This window comes from Sphingomonas pseudosanguinis (assembly GCF_014196255.1).
GTDB classification, from domain to species: domain Bacteria; phylum Pseudomonadota; class Alphaproteobacteria; order Sphingomonadales; family Sphingomonadaceae; genus Sphingomonas; species Sphingomonas pseudosanguinis.
The window spans coordinates 142,753-162,475 of sequence record NZ_JACIDH010000004.1; the positions used below are offsets into that span (position 1 = coordinate 142,753).

The 19,723-nt window shown below is 66.3% G+C and carries 17 protein-coding genes, 1 tRNA gene and 1 pseudogene; 8 read left to right on the plus strand and 11 right to left on the minus strand.

Annotated elements, in window-relative coordinates; all coding sequences use genetic code 11:
- Positions 1–264: 264 nt before the first annotated feature.
- The 3 genes from GGR48_RS07525 to GGR48_RS07535 form a co-directional block, all read right to left on the minus strand.
- Positions 265–1,044 carry an SDR family NAD(P)-dependent oxidoreductase gene (locus GGR48_RS07525; protein ID WP_183951297.1) on the minus strand — a complete coding sequence of 260 codons (780 nt, stop codon included), beginning with the start codon at positions 1,042–1,044 and terminating at the stop codon, positions 265–267.
- A 27-nt stretch (positions 1,045–1,071) separates the two neighbouring features.
- Complete coding sequence (locus GGR48_RS07530) at positions 1,072–2,499, minus strand: glucoamylase family protein (RefSeq protein ID WP_183951298.1); 1,428 nt, start codon at positions 2,497–2,499, stop codon at positions 1,072–1,074.
- 64 nt (positions 2,500–2,563) lie between these two features.
- Positions 2,564–5,503 carry a TonB-dependent receptor gene (locus GGR48_RS07535; protein ID WP_240456095.1) on the minus strand — a complete coding sequence of 980 codons (2,940 nt, stop codon included), beginning with the start codon at positions 5,501–5,503 and terminating at the stop codon, positions 2,564–2,566.
- Positions 5,504–5,858: 355 nt separating this feature from the next.
- Here GGR48_RS07535 and GGR48_RS07540 point away from each other — a divergent pair, with 355 nt between their 5' ends.
- Positions 5,859–6,626 carry an enoyl-CoA hydratase/isomerase family protein gene (locus tag GGR48_RS07540; RefSeq protein ID WP_183951300.1) on the plus strand — a complete coding sequence of 256 codons (768 nt, stop codon included), beginning with the start codon at positions 5,859–5,861 and terminating at the stop codon, positions 6,624–6,626.
- A gap of 174 nt (positions 6,627–6,800) precedes the next feature.
- Here the strand turns inward: GGR48_RS07540 and GGR48_RS07545 are convergent, their stop codons facing one another.
- The 3 genes from GGR48_RS07545 to GGR48_RS07555 form a co-directional block, all read right to left on the minus strand.
- Positions 6,801–7,022 (minus strand): DUF1289 domain-containing protein, encoded by a 222-nt coding sequence (locus GGR48_RS07545; RefSeq protein WP_183951301.1) that lies wholly within the window; start codon positions 7,020–7,022, stop codon positions 6,801–6,803.
- Between the two features lie 5 nt (positions 7,023–7,027).
- Positions 7,028–8,428 carry a DEAD/DEAH box helicase gene (locus GGR48_RS07550; RefSeq protein WP_183951302.1) on the minus strand — a complete coding sequence of 467 codons (1,401 nt, stop codon included), beginning with the start codon at positions 8,426–8,428 and terminating at the stop codon, positions 7,028–7,030.
- Positions 8,429–8,569: 141 nt separating this feature from the next.
- Positions 8,570–9,013: a hypothetical protein gene (locus tag GGR48_RS07555; RefSeq protein WP_183951303.1), complete on the minus strand. Its 444-nt coding sequence runs from the start codon at positions 9,011–9,013 to the stop codon at positions 8,570–8,572.
- Between the two features lie 66 nt (positions 9,014–9,079).
- Between GGR48_RS07555 and GGR48_RS07560 the strand changes: the two genes are divergently transcribed.
- From GGR48_RS07560 to GGR48_RS07570, 3 genes are all read left to right on the plus strand, one after another.
- Positions 9,080–10,504: an FAD-binding oxidoreductase gene (locus GGR48_RS07560; RefSeq protein WP_183951304.1), complete on the plus strand. Its 1,425-nt coding sequence runs from the start codon at positions 9,080–9,082 to the stop codon at positions 10,502–10,504.
- A 76-nt stretch (positions 10,505–10,580) separates the two neighbouring features.
- A complete protein-coding gene (locus tag GGR48_RS07565; RefSeq protein ID WP_183951305.1) occupies positions 10,581–11,354 on the plus strand; it encodes a SapC family protein in 774 nt (257 codons plus the stop codon).
- 4 nt (positions 11,355–11,358) lie between these two features.
- Entirely contained in the window at positions 11,359–11,898 is a 540-nt protein-coding gene (locus GGR48_RS07570; RefSeq protein WP_183951306.1) for a cytochrome b, read from the plus strand.
- Positions 11,899–12,226: 328 nt separating this feature from the next.
- Here the strand turns inward: GGR48_RS07570 and GGR48_RS07575 are convergent, their stop codons facing one another.
- Positions 12,227–13,084, minus strand: coding sequence for an N-formylglutamate amidohydrolase (locus GGR48_RS07575; protein ID WP_183951307.1), 858 nt, complete (start codon positions 13,082–13,084; stop codon positions 12,227–12,229).
- 99 nt (positions 13,085–13,183) lie between these two features.
- Here GGR48_RS07575 and cpdR point away from each other — a divergent pair, with 99 nt between their 5' ends.
- Both cpdR and GGR48_RS07585 read left to right on the plus strand, forming a co-directional pair.
- Positions 13,184–13,561: a cell cycle two-component system response regulator CpdR gene (gene cpdR / locus GGR48_RS07580; protein WP_183951356.1), complete on the plus strand. Its 378-nt coding sequence runs from the start codon at positions 13,184–13,186 to the stop codon at positions 13,559–13,561.
- A 45-nt stretch (positions 13,562–13,606) separates the two neighbouring features.
- A tRNA-Val gene (locus GGR48_RS07585) sits at positions 13,607–13,681 on the plus strand.
- A gap of 193 nt (positions 13,682–13,874) precedes the next feature.
- On the opposite strand, the gene GGR48_RS07590 is transcribed toward GGR48_RS07585, so the two are convergent.
- The 4 genes from GGR48_RS07590 to GGR48_RS07605 form a co-directional block, all read right to left on the minus strand.
- Positions 13,875–15,185 carry a site-specific integrase gene (locus tag GGR48_RS07590; RefSeq protein WP_240456094.1) on the minus strand — a complete coding sequence of 437 codons (1,311 nt, stop codon included), beginning with the start codon at positions 15,183–15,185 and terminating at the stop codon, positions 13,875–13,877.
- A 298-nt stretch (positions 15,186–15,483) separates the two neighbouring features.
- Positions 15,484–16,728: a HipA domain-containing protein gene (locus GGR48_RS07595; protein WP_183951308.1), complete on the minus strand. Its 1,245-nt coding sequence runs from the start codon at positions 16,726–16,728 to the stop codon at positions 15,484–15,486.
- Positions 16,725–17,048 (minus strand): helix-turn-helix domain-containing protein, encoded by a 324-nt coding sequence (locus GGR48_RS07600; protein ID WP_183951309.1) that lies wholly within the window; start codon positions 17,046–17,048, stop codon positions 16,725–16,727. The genes GGR48_RS07595 and GGR48_RS07600 overlap by 4 nt, the downstream gene beginning before the upstream one ends.
- A gap of 81 nt (positions 17,049–17,129) precedes the next feature.
- Positions 17,130–18,446, minus strand: a complete 1,317-nt coding sequence (locus GGR48_RS07605; RefSeq protein ID WP_183951310.1) for an AAA family ATPase — start codon at positions 18,444–18,446, stop codon at positions 17,130–17,132.
- A 521-nt stretch (positions 18,447–18,967) separates the two neighbouring features.
- On the opposite strand from GGR48_RS07605, the gene GGR48_RS07610 reads away from it, so the two are divergent.
- Together GGR48_RS07610 and GGR48_RS18090 are read left to right on the plus strand one after the other, a co-directional pair.
- Positions 18,968–19,219 (plus strand): hypothetical protein, encoded by a 252-nt coding sequence (locus tag GGR48_RS07610; protein ID WP_183951311.1) that lies wholly within the window; start codon positions 18,968–18,970, stop codon positions 19,217–19,219.
- Positions 19,220–19,368: 149 nt separating this feature from the next.
- Positions 19,369–19,722: pseudogene (locus GGR48_RS18090) on the plus strand (recombinase family protein); the annotation flags it as partial.
- Between the last annotated feature and the right edge of the window lies 1 nt (position 19,723).

The window sequence follows — 19,723 nt, forward strand, 5'->3', positions numbered from 1 at the left end:
CCTAGCCGCAGGCTGCCTCCACCCGAGCAGCGCGATTTGCTCGCCCGGACTATAGGTCAGATCAATATTTTCCTCCCCTGGAAGGGGAGGTGGCAGGCCGTAGGCCTGACGGAGGGGTGTCCCGCTCTCGATGGGCTGACACCCCTCCACCATCCTTCGGATGGTCCCCCTCCCCTTACAGGGGAGGAATAAGATGGATGGCGATTCGGCACAGTGCGGCACGTCCAGGCAGCTCCGCGCCTCCGCGTCTCCGCGCGAACCAATCTACCGCCGCCCGCTCTGCAATTTCGCGACAGCCCGCCGCAACACCCCGCGCGGGGCGACGCGCGTACTCGCGGCGGTCAGCCGGTTGAGCAGCCCCGACACCATCACCGCCTGGCCGCGCTCCAGCGCCTCCAGCCCGTCGCGCACCACCTGCTCGGACGTACCGGCGAAGCGCTCGAACAGTGGCGTCTGCGCCATCCCGGCGACATCGGCGAATTCGGTGTTGGTCGGCCCCGGGCATAGCGCGGTGACGGTCACGCCACGTTCCTTCACCTCTTCGTGCAGCGCCTCGGAGAAGTGCAGCACGAACGCCTTGCTGGCATAATAGACCGCCATATACGGCCCCGGCTGAAAGGCGGCGGTCGAGGCGACGTTCAGCACCCGCCCACGTCCGCGCGCCAGCATCGGCGGCAGCAGCGCATGGGTCAGCGCAACGAGCGCACGGGTATTGAGGTCGATCATCCCCAGCTGCGTCGCCAGATCGCCCTCGGCGAACGACCCCAGCGCGCCGTAACCGGCATTGTTGATCAGCGTGTCGATATGCAGCCCGCGATCCGCGATACCGTCGAGGAGCGCCTTCACCCCTTCCGCCTGCCCCAGGTCGGCGGAGACGACATGCACTTCCACCCCCGGGCGCTGGCCCAGCTCCTGCGCCAGTGCCGCCAGCCTGTCGGTCCGCCGGGCGGTCAGCACCAGCGTTACCGGCTTCTTTGCCAGCGCCCGCGCGAAGTCCGCGCCCAATCCGGCCGATGCGCCGGTGATCAGGATGGTATCGGTCATGGCCGCCTTCCCAAAAGGGGGCGGCCGCTATCCGTTCAGCCAGCCGCCGGTGAATCCTGCCCTTAGCAATCCGCGCCGGAGATGCGGGTTCCGCCGCATCGTCTTCCAGATCAGGCCGGTGCGGTGATTCTCGATCATCGTGACGATCGGGCCCTGGTCGATCCCCAGATAATCCTTGTCGACCCAGCCAATGCCCGGGACGATCTCGCCATGCTTCAGCGGCTCGGGCGGGGCGGTCAGCGTCGGGTTGAACGCATCGAGAAAGCCGTATTTGCCATAGATGGCCGAGCCATAGCGGTCGTGCATCGCGCGCACCGCGGGGATGGCGATGTCGGGGGCGAAGGCGATCGATCCCGCCGCCGCGGTCGGGGCCAGCGTACCGTCGTCGCGGTCGCCGGGGCCGCGCGCGGAATAGCTGTAGAATTGCCGGCGCACCCCGTCGATCGTCAGGCCGAAATCGCCCGGCCCGTCACAGGCGGTCAGCCCCCAGACATCCGCGCCATAACCCCGCCAGCGTCCGGCATTGGCGATGGCGTAACGCTGCTGCGCATAGGCGGCGCGGCGGCTGTTCTCGAAATAGTCGATGCCCTTGGACGCGATATAGGGGTCGCGGATGCCTTTGAAGTCGACCCAGACATGGCTGTACTGATGGCCGAACAGCGGCGAGAAGTGCAGATGCGGCTCGCCCCAGCGATCGGTCCAGCTGCTCTCGAACCGGCTCGACCAGGCGGCCCAGGTCCCCTCGGGCAGCGGATGGGTCGGGGAGCCGAGCGCCAGCAGATAGAGCAGCATCCCCTCGTTATATATGTCCCAGTCGGACTTGATGAATCCGCTCTCGGGATGCCAGCCCATCGAGAGGAGCGGCGCGCGCGGGGTGATCCAGGTCCAGTCGACCGCGCCGTAAATCTGGTCGGCGAGCGCCCGGATGCGCGCCTCATCGGGATGGTCGGCGTCATACCAGCTCTGCGCGAAGAGGATGCCACCCAGCAATAGCGCGGTGTCGACCGTCGACAGCTCGCACCGGGCGAAGCGCAGTCCCTTGGTCACGCCGAGGAAATGGTAGAAGAAGCCCTTATAGCCGCTGAACCCCGTCTCACCCGGCCCCTGCGGCGCGTCGGCGAAGAATTGCAGCGTGGTCAGCGTGCGGGCGCGCGCCTCCTCGCGGGTGATCCAGCCATTGACCACGCCGACCGGATAGGCGGTCAGTGCGAAACCCACCGCCGCGATCGAGGCGAAGGAGGGTGTGGGCCAGCGATCGGGGGCGAGGCCGGTCTGGGCGTCGGTCGTCTCCCAGAAGAAGCGGAAGGTCCGCTCCTGCAAATCGCGGATCAGGTCGGGCTGGGCGGCGGGGATGATACGCGGCGGTGCGACGCGCCCCTGCCGGTCCGTGCAGCCCGTCATCAACGCGGCCAGGCTCAGGCCGCCCAGACCCAGCAAGCGGCGGCGATCGTACATGGTCCGTCCTTCGTAATCAGAGCCTCGCCGGGCCGGGGGATCGCTCCCCCGGCCCGGCCGATCGTCAGAAGCGATAGCCGACCCGGAACTGCACCCGGCGGGGCAGGGTGATCAGCTCGCGCGGCAACTGCGTCAACGGATCGGTGGCGTTGGTGAAATCGTCGAAGCCACCGAAATTCTTGCTGTTGAACGCATTGAGCAGGTCGACCGCGACGTTGAGCTTGTGGCCCGAGAATATCTCGATGTCGTTCTGGAGGGTCATGTTGACCTCGCAGAAGGCGGCGATGCCCTTGATGCAATTCTTGGGCGGATAGACGGTATAGACCTGCACCTGGCTGGGCGTGCTGCCCAGCGTCTCGTCGGTCACCTGATAGGCGCTGCCGCTGCCCAGCGTGGTGATGGTCGAGAATTTGAAGCCCAGCGGCAGGTCGACGATGCCCGAGAGGACCAGCCGGTGCCGCTCGTCACCCGGGCGCGGGCGATAGCCATAGGCCTCGGGCGTCGCATATTGCAGGCTGAACAGGTCGTTGCCGTTCTGCTCGCCCTTCGACAGCGTATAGGCCAGGTTGAAGCCCCAGCCCGAGCTTTGCGTATAGGTCTTGTCGAGGGTGAAGAAGAGCGCCTTGTAGCGCGTCTTCAGCCCGTCATAGCCGATCAGCACGTTGGAGAAGCCCGCGTTGCGCGTCGGGCTGCCCACCCCGACATTGCAGCAGGTGCCATCGGCGTTGCGGGTGGCGAACAGATGCGTGTAGCCGTTGCGCCCCGCGACATAGCTGCCGCTCAGGCTCGCCTGGAAGATGCCGACCCGCTGACGCACGCCCAGCGTGAACTGGTCGGTGACGGGCGGACGGGCGTTGTTCTTGACCGCGAACAGCTCGGGCTGGCCGGTCTGCGCATTGGCGATCAGCGAGAGCAGGCCGTCGCGCGTCAGATAGCGGTCGTTCCACACCACGGTCGGCGTGCCATCGGCACGCGGGCGGCCATCGCGCGAGAAGAACAGCGAGCCATAGGCATATTGCAGGCGGAATTGCTCATCCAGCGTGTTGTTGAACACGTTGCGATCGTAATAGCGGCCATAGCCGCCGAACAGCACCGTGCTCTGATCCCCCTTGAAGTCATAGGAGAAGCCGGCGCGCGGCTGGAACGCGCCCAGGAAGGGCGGGCGGTTGGTGCCGTCGGTGATGTAATCGGCCGAGTTGAAATAGGAGGTCTGCGGCAACTGGCGCAGCAGCGCGGCGGCGGCGTCCGGCGTGCGATAATTGTTGTTGAACAGATTGCTCTCATAATCCCAGCGCAGGCCGACATTGACCTGCAGCTTGTCGGTCACGTCCCAGTCGTCCTGCAGATACAGGCCGAGCTGCGAGTTGGACGCGGCGATGCGTGGATTGCCGATGCCGATCTGCGCGGTCGCGGGGAAGGAGAAGTCCAGCCCGTTGGTCGGATCGTTGCGGAAGTCGTAGAAGGGCTGAACAAAGAAGTTCTTCAGGAACGTATAGTCCTGGAAAGCGAAGCGGATGCCGCCCTTGATGACGTGGTTGTCGATCCCGGTCCAGGTCAGGTCATTGCGCAGCGTATAGCTGGACTGGTTGATCCGCTGCGTGCTTTCCTTGCCGCCGAAGCGGATCACGCCCTGATAGTTGAACGTGCTGCTGTTCGGATCGAGCGAGGTCGGGTTGTAGGTATAGTTCAGATAGCTGGCGTTGAACTCGTTGATGAAGCTGTCGCCGCGATAGGTCCAGCGATAGATATAGGTGTCGACGTTGTTTTTCTTGTTCAGCGCGTTGGAATAGGCGTTGGTCGACGCACCGCCAAAGCCGGTGATGTCGGTTTCGACGCGCTTGCTGACGATCAGGTCGAAGGTCTGGCGATCGTCGGGGACGAAGGTCAGCTTGCCGAAATAAAAGTCGCCGCGGAACGGGCTGACGAACGCGCCCTCATACTGACCGAAGCGCGCGACGTTTTCGGGCGTGCGGTTCTGAAGACGGACGTTGAACGCGCGGTTCTGGTCGTTGCCTTCATAGGCGGCGAAGAAGAACAGCTTGTCCTTGATGATCGGACCGCCCAGCGAGATGCCATATTGCTTGCGCTCGAAGGCGGGCTTGGGCAGCCCGGCCTGCTTCACGAAATAGTCGGTCGAGGACAGGTTGCGGTCGGTATATTGCGCGAACGCCTCGCCATGGAATTCGTTGGTGCCCGACTTGGTCGTCGCGGTGATGATCGCGGCGCCGGCCTGTTCATACTCGGCCTTGTAATTCTGGGTCAGGACGCGGAACTCGCCGACCGCCAGCTGGCCGAAGGGATTGCCGCGGCTATCCTCTTGGCCCGCGACGCCGCTGTCGAGCACGTTGTTCTTGTAGCTGACGCCGTCGATGAAGACGTTGACCTGGCCGGCGGGCGAGGCGCCCGAGGAGAAGCTCTTGTCGGTTTCGCTGTCATTGTAGCGGACGCCCGGCGCAAGCGCGGCGAAGCTCAGGAAGTTGCGGTCGGTCTGCGGCAGGGTGCGGATCTGCTCCTGCGAGATGTTGGTCGCGATTTCACTGGTCTTCGTCTCGACCAGGCGACCGCCGGTGACGACGATCTCGCCGCCCTCGACATTGCTGCTGCCGCCGGCGGCGATGTCGGCCGTGTCCGCGCCGCCCGCTTGCGTCGCGGTGCCGATCGTCAGGTCGAGCGTCGCCGACTGGCCGATCGCGACGACCACGACCTGGGTCACGGTCTCGCCCGAGGTCGCCGTCGCGGTGATGCGATACTGGCCGGGGCGCAGGCCGCCCAGCACATAGCTGCCCTGCGCGTCGGCGGTCTGGCGGAAGGTCTGGTTGGTGCCGGTGTTGACCGCGGCGATCTGCGCGCCGGTGGCGGGGCCGCCATCGGCCGTGCGCACTTGCCCTCGCACCTGCGCGGTCGTCGTCTGCGCGGCGGCGGGCGCAACCATCAGCGTCGCGGCGCCCAGAATCGTGGAGGTGGCCAGCGTTGCGCGCAGCGCAGCCGTCATCATCGTCTTCATCATTGTTCCCCATATGCCGGCGGCCCCAAGCGGTTATCGGCGCCGGTCCCGTGTTCAGGTGCCATCCCGGATGGGCTTCACGCATCGACGCGAAGGGCGGGTCGGCGAGGGGGGGAAGGGGCGGCCCGCCTCCGGGCCGCCCGGCATCCTCTCCGGGCACGGAGCCCGCCGGCTCCTGATGCCGATGCCAGCCTGTGGTCGGCCGGTCATTCTGACATGGCGCTCATCTACGCGCTGTGATGGCGTCGGCTCAAGCATCTGTTGGCGCAGCACAGCGGGATGCTCGAACACTGTGTCTTTCGAGCAACGGGTATGGTGCTGGCGTCGAATGGCAAATGTCGGCAAAGAGGCCGATATGACGGTGAAATTGGATCGCGACGGCTATGTTTCCGTCATTACGCTACGGAATCCGCCAAATAATCATCTGGGGCTGGGAACCATTTCGGAACTCGCCGATGCATTCGATTCGGCGGATTCCGATTCCCGGGTGCGGGCCATCCTGCTTCGATCCGAAGGTCGGGTCTTTTGTGCCGGCGCCGATCTGGTCAACGCCAATCCCGTGGCCGATCCCCTGCCACCGGGGACGCGCAGTCCTTTCTATGTCGCGGCGGCGCGACTCTATGGCGTACGGACGCCGGTGGTCGCGGCGGTGCAGGGGGCGGCGGTCGGGGCCGGCTTGGGGCTGGCGCTGGTCGCCGACTTCCGCATCGCCACGCCCGAGGCGCGCTTCGTGGCCAATTTCGTCCAGCTCGGGCTGCATCCCGGTTTCGGTATCTCGGCGGTGCTCGAGCGCGTGATCGGGCGGCAGCGCGCGGCGATGATGCTGCTGACCGGGCGACGGATACGCGGCGAGGAGGCCGAGCGCTGGGGCCTGGTCGACCAGTTGGTTCCGGCCGAGTCGCTTTACGACACCGCGATGGCGCTGGCACAGGAGATCGCGGCGGCCGCGCCGCTGGCGGTCGCGTCGACGCGTGCGACCCTGCGCGGCGACCTGCACGCGCTGGTTGCGGCGGCGACCGATCATGAGCTGGCCGAGCAGGCGGTGCTGATGCGGACCGAGGATTTCGCGGAAGGGGTACGCGCCGTCACCGAACGGCGGCCGGGGCGGTTCCTGGGGCGGTGAGAGCTCCCGACCTCCGTTCGGCCTGAGCGGTTCCGATCGAATTTAGCCCCTCCCCTGAAGGGGAGGGGCGCGCTCTCGTCGATGGCTGGGTGCCCGGCGGCTATGGCTTCCCTTGGCCTTCGACTACGCTCAGGCGGAACGGGGGGTCGGGTATGGGAAGCGGAGGTTAAGCCCTCAACCCTTGCGCGACGCCAGTTCGGCCTTGCGCGCGGGCAGCGCGGCCAGGATCGTACGGCGTTCCTCGGCGGGCTTGGCGCTCCAGTTGGAGATTTCGCGGATCGTCCTGGCGCAGCCCAGGCACCAGCCCGTCGCCTTGTCCATGGTGCAGACATTGACGCACGGACTGGCGATGCTCGGCGACTGGGGTTCGACGAAGCTGATGATGTCGAGCGACATGGGCCTCAGACGGTCAGCGTGACCTTGAGGAAGTCCGGGATCGGGCCGTTCCAGCCGCCATCGTCCGGTGCCTCGCCGGCGTTCGGACGGCGACGGTCGCGACGGCGATCGCCACCACGCGGTTCGTCGCGCGGTGCCTCGAAACGCGGCTCGTCCCGGCGCGGGCGCGGCGCACGCGCGGGCTGTGCCTCCACCTCCGCGTCGGCCGGCGCGGCCATTTCGACCGTCTCCTCGCGCGGCGCGCGTTCACGACGACGGCGGCCGGGGCGCTCCTCCTCGACGACGGCGGGCAGTTCGAGCCGGTCGATCTTCTGGCCGGTCAGCTTCTCGATATTGTCGAGATTTTCGGCGTCATCGGGCGCGACGAAGGTATAGGCGACGCCGGTCGCACCGCCGCGGCCGGTGCGGCCGATGCGGTGGACATAATCGTCCGGATGCCAGGGCGCGTCGAAGTTGAACACATGGCTGACGCCCTTGATGTCCAGTCCGCGCGCAGCCACGTCGGAGGCGACCAGGATGTTGATCTCGCCGCGCTTGAACAGGTCCAGCTCGGCCAGACGCTGCGGCTGTTCCATGTCGCCGTGGATCTCGCCCGAGCGGAAGCCGTGCTGCTTGAGCGACTTGTTCAGCTCGCGCACCGTCGTCTTGCGGTTGCAGAAGATGATCGCGGTGCGAACCTCGTCCTGCTTGAGGAGCTGACGCAGGCGCTTGCGCTTCTCGAACGACTGGGCCGCGACCGGCACGACGAACTGGGCGATGTTGATATTGGTCGAGGCGGGACGCGCAACCTCGATCGTCTTGGGGTTTTCCAGGAACTTGTCGGCCAGCTTCTTGATCGGCGGCGGCATCGTCGCGGAAAACAGCAGCGTCTGGCGCTGCTTGGGCAGCTTGGTGCAGATTTCCTCGATATCGGGGATGAACCCCATGTCGAGCATCCGGTCCGCCTCGTCGATGACCAGCATCGAACAGCCGGTCAGCAGGATATTGCCGCGCTGGAACAGGTCCATCAACCGGCCCGGTGTCGCGATCAGCACGTCGACGCCCTTTTCCAGCGCCTTGACCTGGTCGCCCATCGACACGCCGCCGATGAGGAGCGCCATCGAGAGCTTGTGGTTGGCGCCGTATTTCTCGAAATTCTCGGCCACCTGGGCGGCGAGTTCGCGCGTCGGCTCCAGGATCAGACTGCGCGGCATGCGCGCGCGGCTGCGGCCATGGGCCAGGATGTCGATCATCGGCAGGACGAAGGAGGCGGTCTTGCCCGTCCCCGTCTGCGCGATGCCGATGATGTCGCGCATCATCAGCACGGAGGGGATGGCGGAGGCCTGAATCGGGGTCGGCTCGGTATAACCGGCGTCGGTGACCGTCTTCAGGAGTTCGTCGGAGAGGCCGAGATCGGCAAAGCTCATGCAGTTTTCCGGAATATGGCGTGGAGTGGGAATCGCCCCGCGCTCGCCCAGCACTCTACGGGCGCTTGCGGATTTGGCAGGAAAAGTCAAGTTTTGCCCCAAATCCGGGGTGGCGCATCCGAACCGAATATGGACCGGATGTCAGCGTGGGGAAAGCGCGCGGAACTTCTCGATTTCGCACACCGCGCCGCCGCGCGTGCGGATCGGATCGCGGTCCGCGCAAATCTGTCCGTCGGCGCCGGGGCGGATATAGAAGCTGGAATAATAGTCGATCTGGCGACAGGCCCGCGCCAGCTTCGCGCGCACCCGCTTGCCGCCGGACAGGACGATATCGACGCTGCCCGCCTCGCCCGGCAGCGCGCCGGCCAGCGCCTGCGCGGCGATGCAGCGGGGGCCTTTGCGCTCTTTCCACCGGCTGGCGGTGACGGCGGGCATCGGCGAGCGCGGCACGCGCAGGATCACCCGTTCGCGGATCGTGATCTGGGCATATTGGACCTGCGACGGCGGATCGCCCGACCCCAGCAGGATCGGCGTCGCCAACATCGTCAGGGCGGCGGGGAGAAGGTTCGGTCCGGGGCGAGCCATGTCTGTGGATGCGGATTATAGCCGCCGAGATTGAACGCTTTATGAACCTGATCTAGCGCGAAGGACATGAACGCTGCCCAGACCGCCCTGCTCGCCGCGCTGCGCCCCGTCCTGGGGGATCGCGGCATCGTCACCGATCCCGATCTGATCGCGCCATGGGAGATCGATTGGCGGCGGCGCTTCCATGGCCATGCCCCCGCCATACTGGCGCCCGCCGACACCGCGCAGGTGCAGGCGGTGCTGCGCGCGGCGGGCGAGCACCGCGTGCCGCTGGTGCCGCAGGGGGGTAACAGTTCGATGGTCGGCGGCGCGACCCCGCCGCAGGACGGTGCCGCGCTGATCCTGTCGACCCGGCGGATGAACCACATTCGCCGGATCGATGCGGAGGGCGGCGTCGCGGTGGCCGAGGCGGGGGTGATCCTCGGCGACCTGCACGACGCGGCCGAGGCGCAGGGGTGGCGCTTTCCGCTGACCCTGGGGGCCAAGGGCAATGCGACGGTCGGCGGTCTGGCCTCGACCAATGCCGGGGGTACGCAGGTGCTGCGCTTCGGCACGATGCGCGGGCTGACCCTGGGGATCGAGGCGGTGCTGCCCGATGGCTCGCTGCATGACGGTCTGTCGGCGCTGAAGAAGGACAATCGCGGCTATGATCTGGGCCAGTTGCTGATCGGGGCGGAGGGGACGCTGGGCGTGGTGACGGCGGCGGCGCTGCGGCTGGCGCCGGCGATCGCGGGCCATGCCACGGCCTGGGTCGGGCTGTCCGACCCCGCCGCCGGGCTGGCGCTGCTCCGCCGTTTGCAGGCGGCGAGCGACATGATCGAGAGCTTCGAGATCCTGCCCGCCGAAAGCCTCGCCGCCGCCGTCGCGCATCTGCCCGGTGCCCGCGCGCCGCTCGAGGGCGCGCATCCCTGGCATGTCCTGATCGAGGCGGTGACCGGCGATCCGGCGGTCGATCCGTCCGCGATGCTGGAGGCGCAACTCGGCCGCGCGCTGGCGGATGGCGTGATCGCCGATGCGGTGATCGCCGCCTCGGATGCGCAAGCCGAAGCCTTCTGGCTGCTCCGTCATTCCTTGTCCGATGCCGAGCGCGCGCTGGGGCCGGCGGTGCAGCATGACATCGCGGTGCCGGTCGACGCCATGCCGCGCTTCATGGTCGAGGCGGCGGCGGCCTGCGACGCGCGCTTCCCCGGCACCCACGCCTCGGGCTTCGGCCATCTGGGCGACGGCAACATCCATTTCCACGTCCGCGCCGCACCCGGCACCGATCGCGACCGCTTCTATGCGGAACAGGCGGCGACGATCACCCGCTTCGTCCATGATCTGGTGACGGCGGCGGGGGGCACCATCTCGGCCGAACATGGCATCGGGCAGATGAAGCGCGACGAACTGGCCCGACTGTCGCCGGAGCGGGTCGCGGCGATCCGCGCGATCAAGCGGGCGCTCGATCCGCACGGCCTGTTCAATCCGGGCAAGCTCATCGCTTGCGCATGACGCCCCGGCCCCATAGACACGGGGGCACGACACGCGGCCGGGGGGCTCGCGTGGATAAGGTTTTTTGGAGATCATCATGGCCAGCGCGCCGTCGCTTCCGCTTTTCTATAATGGCCTGGAGCCGCTTTCGAGCGAGGCCCACGCCAATTACAAGGTCCGCCCGCAGGACACCGCGCCCTTCCTGGTCGGCCAGCATGCGATCCCCGTGACCGTCGATGAATTTCCGCTGGTGCAGCGTTTCATGCCGATCGTCTTTTCGGTCGGCGAACAGCCGATCCCGCTGGCGCTGATGGGCCTGAACGAAGGCGTGAACGTCTTCGTCAGCGACGAAGGCCGTCTGACCGAGACGAACTTCTACGTCCCCGCCTATGTCCGCCGCTATCCGTACATGCTGGCGCGCCTGCGTCCCGAGGCGGAAGAGCTGTCGCTGTGCTTCGACCCGACCTCGCCGACGATCGGTGCGTTCGACGAGGGCGATGCGCTGTTCGAGAACGGCCAGCCCAGCGAGCTGACCAAGAACATCCTGTCGTTCAACGAATCGTTCGAACAGGCGGGTGCCCGCACCCAGAACTTCATGACCGAGCTGACCGAAATGGGTCTGCTGATGGACGGCGAAGTCTCGATCCAGCCCGATGGCGCGGATCAGCCCTTCGTCTATCGCGGCTTCCAGATGGTCAATGAAGAGAAGCTGGTCGACCTGCGCGGCGACCAGCTGCGCAAGATGAGCCAGTCGGGCATGCTCCCGCTGCTCTATGCGCACCTCTTCTCGCTGTCGCTGATGCGCGACATCTTCGCCCGCCAGGCGCAGCTGGGCAAGATGCCGCAGCCGCAGCTCCAGCCGGTCGGCTGATCCGATGCGCGGGCGGGACTTTGCCGGTCCGCGCTACAGCCGGGTCGCGATCGTCTTTCACTGGACGATCGCGGCCCTGGTCGTCGCTAATCTGGCGATCGGCCTGCTCCATGAGAGCCTGTTGCCGGGCACGATCCCGCTGCACCAATCGATCGGGCTGACCGTGCTGGCGCTGACCGCCGGCCGTATCCTGTGGCGGCTCGGCCATCGTCCGCCGCCGCTGCCCGCCGAGATTCCCGCCTGGGCACGCGGCAGCGCCCATGCGCTGCACATGACTCTGTATCTGCTGATGATCGCGATGCCGATGACCGGCTGGGCGATGGGATCGGGCCGCGCGGTGCCGCGCCCCGTCAGCTGGTTCGGCCTGTTCGACGTACCGCCGCTCCCGATCGGCCGCGCCGCCGGTGGCGTGGGGCATGAGGCGCACGAGATCCTGGGCTGGGTGATGCTGGCGCTGGTCGCCATCCATGTCGCCGCGGCGCTGCGCCATCACTATCTGCTACGCGACGGCCTGCTCGCGCGGATGAGTCTTCGCAAAAGCTGATCCTCCCCGGCACGGGGAGGGGGACCACCGCGCAGCGGTGGTGGAGGGGGCGTGCGACAAGGGTCATGCCATGAGGTGGCCCCCCTCCGTCAGGCCTTCGGCCTGCCACCTCCCCGTGCCGGGGAAGATTGTTCTTCCGCCTGCCCACCACCCGTGACGAAAAAATGACGAATTGCCGGGCCTGGGGTTGAACCAAATAGGCCCCTTCCTATTTATACCAGTACGACATCGTGTCCCCCCTTTCGCGGTGTCGTATGACACGCTTTCAGCGTGTCTCCTCCCTGAACCTTGGCCACCTCGCGCTCTCCCCCTTGCGCGAGGTGGTTTTTTATTCGGCGGCGAGCGGCAGGGGCTGGCCGAGCGCTTCGGCGGCCAGCGCGGCGATGATCCGGCGGACCAGCAGGACCGTCGCGTCGAAGCCGGGGCCGGGGGCCTCCAGCGCGGCGTCGAGATAGAGCGAGCGGTCGAGCTCCAGCTGGATGGCATGGATGCCACGCCACGTGTCGCCATGCCGCTCGACGACATGGCCCCCCGCATAGGGCGCATTGCGCGTCACCGCGATGCCGGCGGTGCGGACGGTGGCATCGACCCGGCGGACGAAGCGCATCGCCGCCGTCGCACCATGCCGATCACCGATCACGACACGCGGATAGCTGTCGGCCGCGCCCAGCGGCGGCATGGAATGAAGATCGAGCAGCACCGCCACCCCGAACCGCGCACGCACCGCCGCCAGACAGGCCGACAGGGCGGCGTGATAGGGGCGATGATCGCTGGCGATCCGCGCCACCATCTCCGCATCGGTGAAGCGCCGCGCCCAGATGTCGCCATGCCCGCCGATCCGACGCGGGACGAGGCCGAGGCCGCTGCGCACCTTGCTCGATCCCCGACCGCTCGCTCGCGCGCCCAGATCGATGAGGGGATCGCGGTCCCGCTCATCCCGGTTCAGGTCGATCCAGGCGCGCGGGCGGGTCTGCACGATCATCGGCTCGTCGCTGCGCGCGGCATGGCCGACCAGATCGATCAGCCGGTCCTCCAGCCCCATGATGGCGGACAGCGGCACGCGCAGCGCCTCCAGCAACGCCGGCGGATAGTCGCGCCCGCCATGCGGCACCGAAATCACCACCGGGCCGTTGGGGCTGTCGGTGCCCAGGCATTCGTAGCTCGCGCCGGGAAAGGGAGATGCCATCGCGGCCGATCCTATGGCGGGAAAACGGGGGCGGCAATGGTCTGGAAATCTTAACCGCCGCCTCGCTAGATGGAAGGCACGATGAATCGGGATCACGACATGCTTCACATCCTGCTGGCCGAAGATGATGAGGTCATGCGCGAATATCTGACCCGGGCGCTGACCCGTTCGGGCTACCGTGTCACGGCGGTGGATCGCGGCACTGCCGCGCTGCCGCTGCTGGAGACGGAGGTGATCGATCTGCTGCTGACCGACATCGTCATGCCCGAGATGGACGGCATCGAACTCGCCCAGCGTGCCGCCGCGCTGGTACCCGACCTGCGCGTGATGTTCATCACCGGCTTTGCGGCGGTGACGCTGAAGGCCGGCGAGGCGATGCCCAACGCCCGCGTCCTGTCCAAACCCTTCCATCTGCGCGACCTGGTGATGGAGGTGGACAGACTTTTTCACGCCAATTCGCTCGATGGTGCAATTTAGGGCTTGCCAGCCCCCCACCACCCGGCTAATTGGCCGGCCTCCGGCGGGCGTGTAGCTCAGTGGTAGAGCACTGTGTTGACATCGCAGGGGTCGCAAGTTCAATCCTTGCCACGCCCACCATCGAAAACCCCGCTAGGCCAATGGCTTAGCGGGGTTTTTGGTTTTCAGACCCCCGAGTTGCGCGTCACGGTTTTGCGTGCCTTTTGCGTGTCATGCCGAGTGGAACATCCGGGCTCACGGGGGCCTCGGAGGCGCTAGGGCGGCCGTGCCAGCGGATTGGGACCGGTAGCGATGGTGTGAAAGCGACTGGCCATCATACCTGCCGCCGCCGTCCATCGGGACCGACTTGCGTGGGTTTTGCGTGAAGCGGCGTCGCCATCTTCCGCGCCAGCTCGGAGGCAATGTCCTCCAGCCCCTGTCGGGTTTCGGAGAGATAAGCCGGGCTGAAGATCACGTAGCGTCGCGTCGACGGGGGCAGCACCACGTGACCGAGCGCCAGCGGGATCTCCTGCTGCGAGACGCCGCGCTGTGCGATCAGGGTCGCCATGCTATGGCGCATCAGCTTGGGGCCAAAGCCAACCGGCACCCCGAACCGCCTTGCCATGACGCTCCACGCCTTCTTGACGTCCGCCACGGGCCGCTGAACCACCCAACGGTCCTCATCCTCCTCTGCCACGCTCTCGTGACAGACCAGCCGGTCGTCCGTCGCCTCCAGCCAGTTCGCCAGAAGCGATGTGACGGGGAGCGCCGGTCGGTTCTTGCGCGTCTGGATCCGCCCCGCCGGGTTGAGGTCGAGCACGCCGGCGTCGCGGTGCCATTGCTGCCGGTCGGGCCGCACCGAGATATCGTAGAGCGCGTCCGGCCGCGCGAGCGTGCAGGTCGCACCGATCAGGTAGCGGCGCAGTGGCATCAGTCGTGGCGGATGCGCCGGGCTGCGCTCCGGGTCTCCTTCCGCCGTATAGTCGAGCATCTCGGCGATCTGGTCGAGCGAGAGGCGGAAGTTGCGCTCCGGCGTCACGGCGGCGCGGGGCAGGTGCTTCAGTTCGGGCACCGCCTCCATACGCTTCACGTTGAACCGCAAGGCTGCCTTCAGCTGGATGATGCTCTCCTCGACCGTCGACTTCGCCCGTTTGCGGGTCGACACGGTCCATTCGCCGGTCTCCGGGTCACGCCGCCGCTGGGTCACGGGATCGATCTCGGTCCCCCATTTTCGAAATCGCATGAGCCATTCGGCGTCCAGCACCGTCGGCAGCACAGGTTCACGCAGTACACCGATCGCGATCTCATGGTCGATGAACCGGTTTACCAGTTTCAGCCGGGCATGGATCGCGTCAGCGCTGGCCTTCTCGGCGCCGTGCAGCGTCCAATAGTCTGTCATCGCCTGATGAACCGTATAGGACGCCTTGTCGTCGTCCGCAGGCTGGTGGAACGCCAGATAGTGACGATCCAGCATCTCAATCGCTAGGCGAAGATCAGCCGTGCGCGTGCTGCGCCGCTGCATCCGGCCGGTGACCGGGTCGTACCAGCAGATGTAGAGGTTCGGGCTGACGACCTCGCAGTCCTTGCCACGGACGCGGTCGAGGTAGAATTCGCCGCGGCGATAGAGGTCTTCCGGTGACGGCACTGCGCTTTTTCCTTCAGGATTTCGCTTCGCGCCTCTCCGATCAGTTTTACTGCGCCTACCAAGGTGAGGAGGTCGAGATCCTCCGACTTCAGGTTGATGCCCCGGTTCGTCTGGATCGCGCGAACGATCCTGCGGTCGAGCTGCAGGAGGGCGTCGGCGGTTGCCGCGTCGATCATATCCTGGGGGAGGACCGAGCCGGTCCCCGGGGTCATCGTGACGGTGCCGCCGGCGTCCGCGTCGATGCTCGTCATGTCTTTTCCTTCCTGGCGTGGGTTACCCCACGTGCAGGGCCTTCTTCTCATTCGAAGCGGTCGTCGGTGGCCTTCAGACGATCCGCGATCTCCCTTTGCGAGACGGTGACGCCGACATCGGCGGCGATGACGGGCCATTCGGCCAGCGCGCCGCGCGTCCGGTCGATGATCTGGGCGATGACGCGATCCGAGAGTCCATGGCGACGGCCCAGCGCGAGGACGTGCGCGCGGGTCGGCGTGCGGCCTTCGCCTTCGACCGCGAGATAATGTTCGCCGCCCGGACCGACGGAGAAAGTCAGGTCATAGGCCGGGGCGAGGCGCCACTCGCCGGTGGTGCCCATCAGATAGCTGTGCTGCCGGGTGTGATCGTCGCGGTTGTGCGACAGGACGTTGAAGACCATGCGGCGGAAGGCCTGCTCGACGTCGCCGGCATGGCGGGTGATCGCCATGGTCGCGCGCAGGAACCCGTCATAGTCGAGGCTCGGCATCTCGGACGGGGCTTCGGCCGCCCCGGCGAGCGATACCATGTGCAGCCGGCGTCCGGGGGACGGCCGGTCGAAGCGGCGTGTCGCGAAATAGCCCGGTCCGTCGCGCTCGGGCAGGACGCGAGACTCCGCGATCGTCAGACCGGCCGCACGGGCCATGCGCGCATAGGCTTCCTCGACCGGGCCAATATCGACGGGATCGCCGGTCGCGCGGAACTTGACGATCCAGGCGTCATGGCCGTCCGCAGCCTCGCCGACGCTGATCGCGCCGTCGGGGGCGAAGCCGACATGGACCTTGGGGCGAGCGCCGCCCGATGCCCCGCCCAGCGCCGCCAGCGTGTCGACCAGCGCGCCCTCGTCCCCGGCGAGGAGCAGCCGCGATTCCTCGGCCAGGGCATCGAGATCGATCATCCCGATCTCGTCGTCGGGTGTGGCGGCTGGCTGATAGACCAGCGCGCCACGCCCGCCAGCGCCGATGATGGCCAGCTGATCGACCGGGTTCAGCGTGTCGAACTGGACGTCGATCCTGGCGAGGCGACGCCGCAGCAACAGCCGTCCCCAGGCGTCGGGCAGGCTGTCCGCCAGGAAGCCGTGCAGTCCGCCGAACGACCGGCTCCGTGCAGCATGCAGGCCCGGCTCGGGAGGATAGAGCAGCGGGGCGACGAGCAAGCCGCTGCGGATCACGTCGGGCGACCATTCGAGCTGGGCGACACCACCGGCCATCACGACCCGGCAAGCTGGCGCAGCGGGCGCGGAGTCGTCGAACGCCAGAGTGAGCCCCAACGGTGCCCCCGGCCTCAGCTTCACGATGGGATCCTTGACACTGCACGGCGGCGACGCTTCGACGCGGTGCGTTCGGTCATCCGGTTTTGCTCCAGCAGAGCATCCATCGAACTGGCCACCGGCTCTGGGAAGAGGGTGAACAGATCCTGCTCGCACCGTAGCGCCACGGCCGCGCGGACGAGGTCGTCGATCGACGCCTTGCCCTCGGTCTCCAGGCGTCGCCAAGTGCGATAGGAGACCCCGGCGCGGGCTGCCGCATCGACCTGTGTCAGGTTCATCGCCAGTCGGCGGCGCTGGACCTTCTGCCCGATTTCAACAGAGATCTCGCTCGGCGCATACATCATTGTCCATATATGGCCCGTAATTGCCATTTCGGCAACTTTAGAGGCCATATACGGACGACCCGATGAGCCAGTATAGCGGTGCTATTCAGCAGCCTCTGCAATCGGCTCCGGTGGGTTGAAGCCGAGGTTGACGATCCGGATTTTGCCCCGGCGCGTATCGATCAGGCCGTCCTTGCTTATCAGCGCCAACTCCCTGGCCAGAGTGCCTGGCGTTTTCGCCTTCTCGCCGTCTACCTCGTCGGTGATCGTGGCCAGGACCGCACAGGAGGCCTTCGTCGTGTTGAATGCGGCACGAAGCGCATCCCGTTCGATGACCGTGTTGGGTTTGCCGCCGTCGAACGATGCCAGAAGCGAGAGCACTGCTTTCCGGAGTTCCTCCGTATGCACGCCCTTCTTGCCACGTGGCTGGAGCAACGCCGTACCGAAGATGCCGGGGAAGTCGGCCGTGATGTGATCATAGGCGCCGTCCTTGCGCCTCAGCAGCGCGCGAGGTCGAAGATCCGCCCCGAGCGAGTTCGCCTTGGCCACCTCGACGATGACGACATCGCGGTCCGTCAGACCCGGATGAACGGCGCGGACTGTCTCGAGGTTTTCGGACGCTCCGGCGAGCCGCACTTCGACCACGGAGCGTGGCGTGGTAGACCACATGGCTGATCCACGAAGTCGTTCGATCGCGGCGTCCTCGGTCTTCCGAGCGGCATCCTTGGGCGTATGACCGATCACCGCCCAGAACATCTTCTGCCGGTACGACAGTCTGTTCAGATGGAAGAGGAAGTTCGTGGCCGCCTCCGAGTTGGCTAACTCGAAGCCTGCCATCGATACCGCAGAGTCGAGGATGACGCCCACGATGCGATCCTCCGGCCGTCCGTCCTCTTCGACTTGCTTGTTCCACTCGTCGAGAAATGCCTCGATGCCGTTCAGAACGGGGCTTGGCTGCCAGCGGCCGCCAGGACCGTGCTGGAAAAGGCACGCGTTCGGCTCCGGGAACTCGGTTTGCGTCATGCTCAGGAACGCCATGACGTGGATGCGCTGGCATAGAGCGACGGCATCCTCCTCGGTACCGCCGTTCTCCCGCATCAGGCGGCGTGCGATCGAGCCGATGCGCAGCAGAAGATGCTCCCGCAAATCTTCTGCGGTCAGGACGAGGATGTTCCCGCGAACGCCAAGGTCAGCACCGAGCCACTGGCGTGGTGCGGCATCTCCGGTCGCGGCCATATGGGCGGCCATCCAGAGCAGTAGCTGCGTCTTCCCGGTCGATCCGGCTCCGAACCATATGGTCGCACCGGTCGCTGGCATCAGGCCATCCACGGCATAGTCCATCTGGCGGTTCTGCGACGCGGCATCGATCGCCCGATAGTCTCCCTTGCGCGCCCGAACCGTCCAGCTTTCATCGGTCATCTGTCATTCTCCCTTTGATGCGCGGTTCTAAGGGCACGGGCTTAAGGGGATATGACGATCAACGGCCGATGATAGGCCGCCACCGTTCGTCGCAAAACGGCGATGGCGTTAAGGAAAACGAAAGATTCGTTTCAGATATAGAGGGAGGTGGGGTGGAGGCGAAGGACTCGGGTCCAACGACTACACCCCACCTCCTCTCTAATCCGACCTGCGTCCGATGCGCGTCGCTGACGGATGGGGGCGTCACGCCCGTTCGGCATGATCCAACAGGTCAGCCCTGAAACCCTGCAAACCCCTTTGCGCTGGTGCACGATTTCGTTCGCGCGGCCTGGCACCCCCGAGCCTGGTTGCAGGACCGCCGTGCCCATTCAGCTGCCACCCGGTCCTCTACACCTTACCCAGAGAAGGTGACCCCTCCGTTCTGTGATGCACGCGTCGCGGTAACCACAGGAGGGGAGTGAAGGCTCTGCCTGCGGTGAGGATGGGATCTTCAAAGGAGCAACTATCCTTTGGAGGAAAAGATGAGACTGAATGCAAAGCAGGTCGACGCAGACCGCCGCCAAGCCCGTGCGTATGCCGACGACGCGCTTCGAGAGGCTGTTTGCCGCTGGATCGTCGACAACAAGGCCAGCCGCGCCCGAACCGCACGCGCGTTCGGTATCTCTGTTGAGCGCGTTGGTAACTTTCAGTTCCAGATGCGGATTAAGGAGCAGACGGCGAGATACTGGGCCAAGATGCGGGGCCAGCCCATGATCCAGCTGCCAAGGCGCTGAGGCTTGCTGCCCGTGCGACGCTGTTCAGAACTTGGAGCTTTTGCACCAGGACTTCGAACAGCGCCGGCTTTGGTGCAGAAGGTAGGAAGAAGGCAATTGAGCCAGGTTTGGAAGTGCTGGGGTACCTTTCACCCCAGGATGAAAAAAGAATGAGTGATATTGCCTACTACCGCGTGTCGACCGGAGGCCAGACGATCGCGGCGCAACGCGGCGCACTGACTGGGCCGATGGGCCGTCCCTTCGACAAGGAGTTCGAAGATCAGGGCGTCAGCGGCTCGGTCCTGGCCCGGAGCCGGCCGGGCTTCTCTGCGATGCTCGAATATGCCCGTGAGGGCGACAGGCTGCACGTGTCCGCCATCGACCGGCTGGGCCGTGATGCCCTGGATATCCAGGCGACGGTCCGCGCGCTCATGGACAAGGGCGTCGAGGTCGTGGTATGCGGGCTCGGTTCGATCACGTCGGGCGCGGGGCTCCTGATCCTCGCGGTGCTGGCGCAGATCGCGG

Bases quoted from the DNA above. Each gene is read 5' to 3' on its own strand.
- GGR48_RS07525 (WP_183951297.1), bottom strand. From the start codon at position 1,044: ATGACCGATACCATCCTGATCACCGGCGCATCGGCCGGATTGGGCGCG.
- GGR48_RS07530 (WP_183951298.1), bottom strand. From the start codon at position 2,499: ATGTACGATCGCCGCCGCTTGCTGGGTCTGGGCGGCCTGAGCCTGGCC.
- GGR48_RS07535 (WP_240456095.1), bottom strand. From the start codon at position 5,503: ATGAAGACGATGATGACGGCTGCGCTGCGCGCAACGCTGGCCACCTCC.
- GGR48_RS07540 (WP_183951300.1), top strand. From the start codon at position 5,859: ATGACGGTGAAATTGGATCGCGACGGCTATGTTTCCGTCATTACGCTA.
- GGR48_RS07545 (WP_183951301.1), bottom strand. From the start codon at position 7,022: ATGTCGCTCGACATCATCAGCTTCGTCGAACCCCAGTCGCCGAGCATC.
- GGR48_RS07550 (WP_183951302.1), bottom strand. From the start codon at position 8,428: ATGAGCTTTGCCGATCTCGGCCTCTCCGACGAACTCCTGAAGACGGTC.
- GGR48_RS07555 (WP_183951303.1), bottom strand. From the start codon at position 9,013: ATGGCTCGCCCCGGACCGAACCTTCTCCCCGCCGCCCTGACGATGTTG.
- GGR48_RS07560 (WP_183951304.1), top strand. From the start codon at position 9,080: ATGAACGCTGCCCAGACCGCCCTGCTCGCCGCGCTGCGCCCCGTCCTG.
- GGR48_RS07565 (WP_183951305.1), top strand. From the start codon at position 10,581: ATGGCCAGCGCGCCGTCGCTTCCGCTTTTCTATAATGGCCTGGAGCCG.
- GGR48_RS07570 (WP_183951306.1), top strand. From the start codon at position 11,359: ATGCGCGGGCGGGACTTTGCCGGTCCGCGCTACAGCCGGGTCGCGATC.
- GGR48_RS07575 (WP_183951307.1), bottom strand. From the start codon at position 13,084: ATGGCATCTCCCTTTCCCGGCGCGAGCTACGAATGCCTGGGCACCGAC.
- cpdR (WP_183951356.1), top strand. From the start codon at position 13,184: ATGCTTCACATCCTGCTGGCCGAAGATGATGAGGTCATGCGCGAATAT.
- GGR48_RS07600 (WP_183951309.1), bottom strand. From the start codon at position 17,048: ATGATGTATGCGCCGAGCGAGATCTCTGTTGAAATCGGGCAGAAGGTC.
- GGR48_RS07605 (WP_183951310.1), bottom strand. From the start codon at position 18,446: ATGACCGATGAAAGCTGGACGGTTCGGGCGCGCAAGGGAGACTATCGG.
- GGR48_RS07610 (WP_183951311.1), top strand. From the start codon at position 18,968: ATGAGACTGAATGCAAAGCAGGTCGACGCAGACCGCCGCCAAGCCCGT.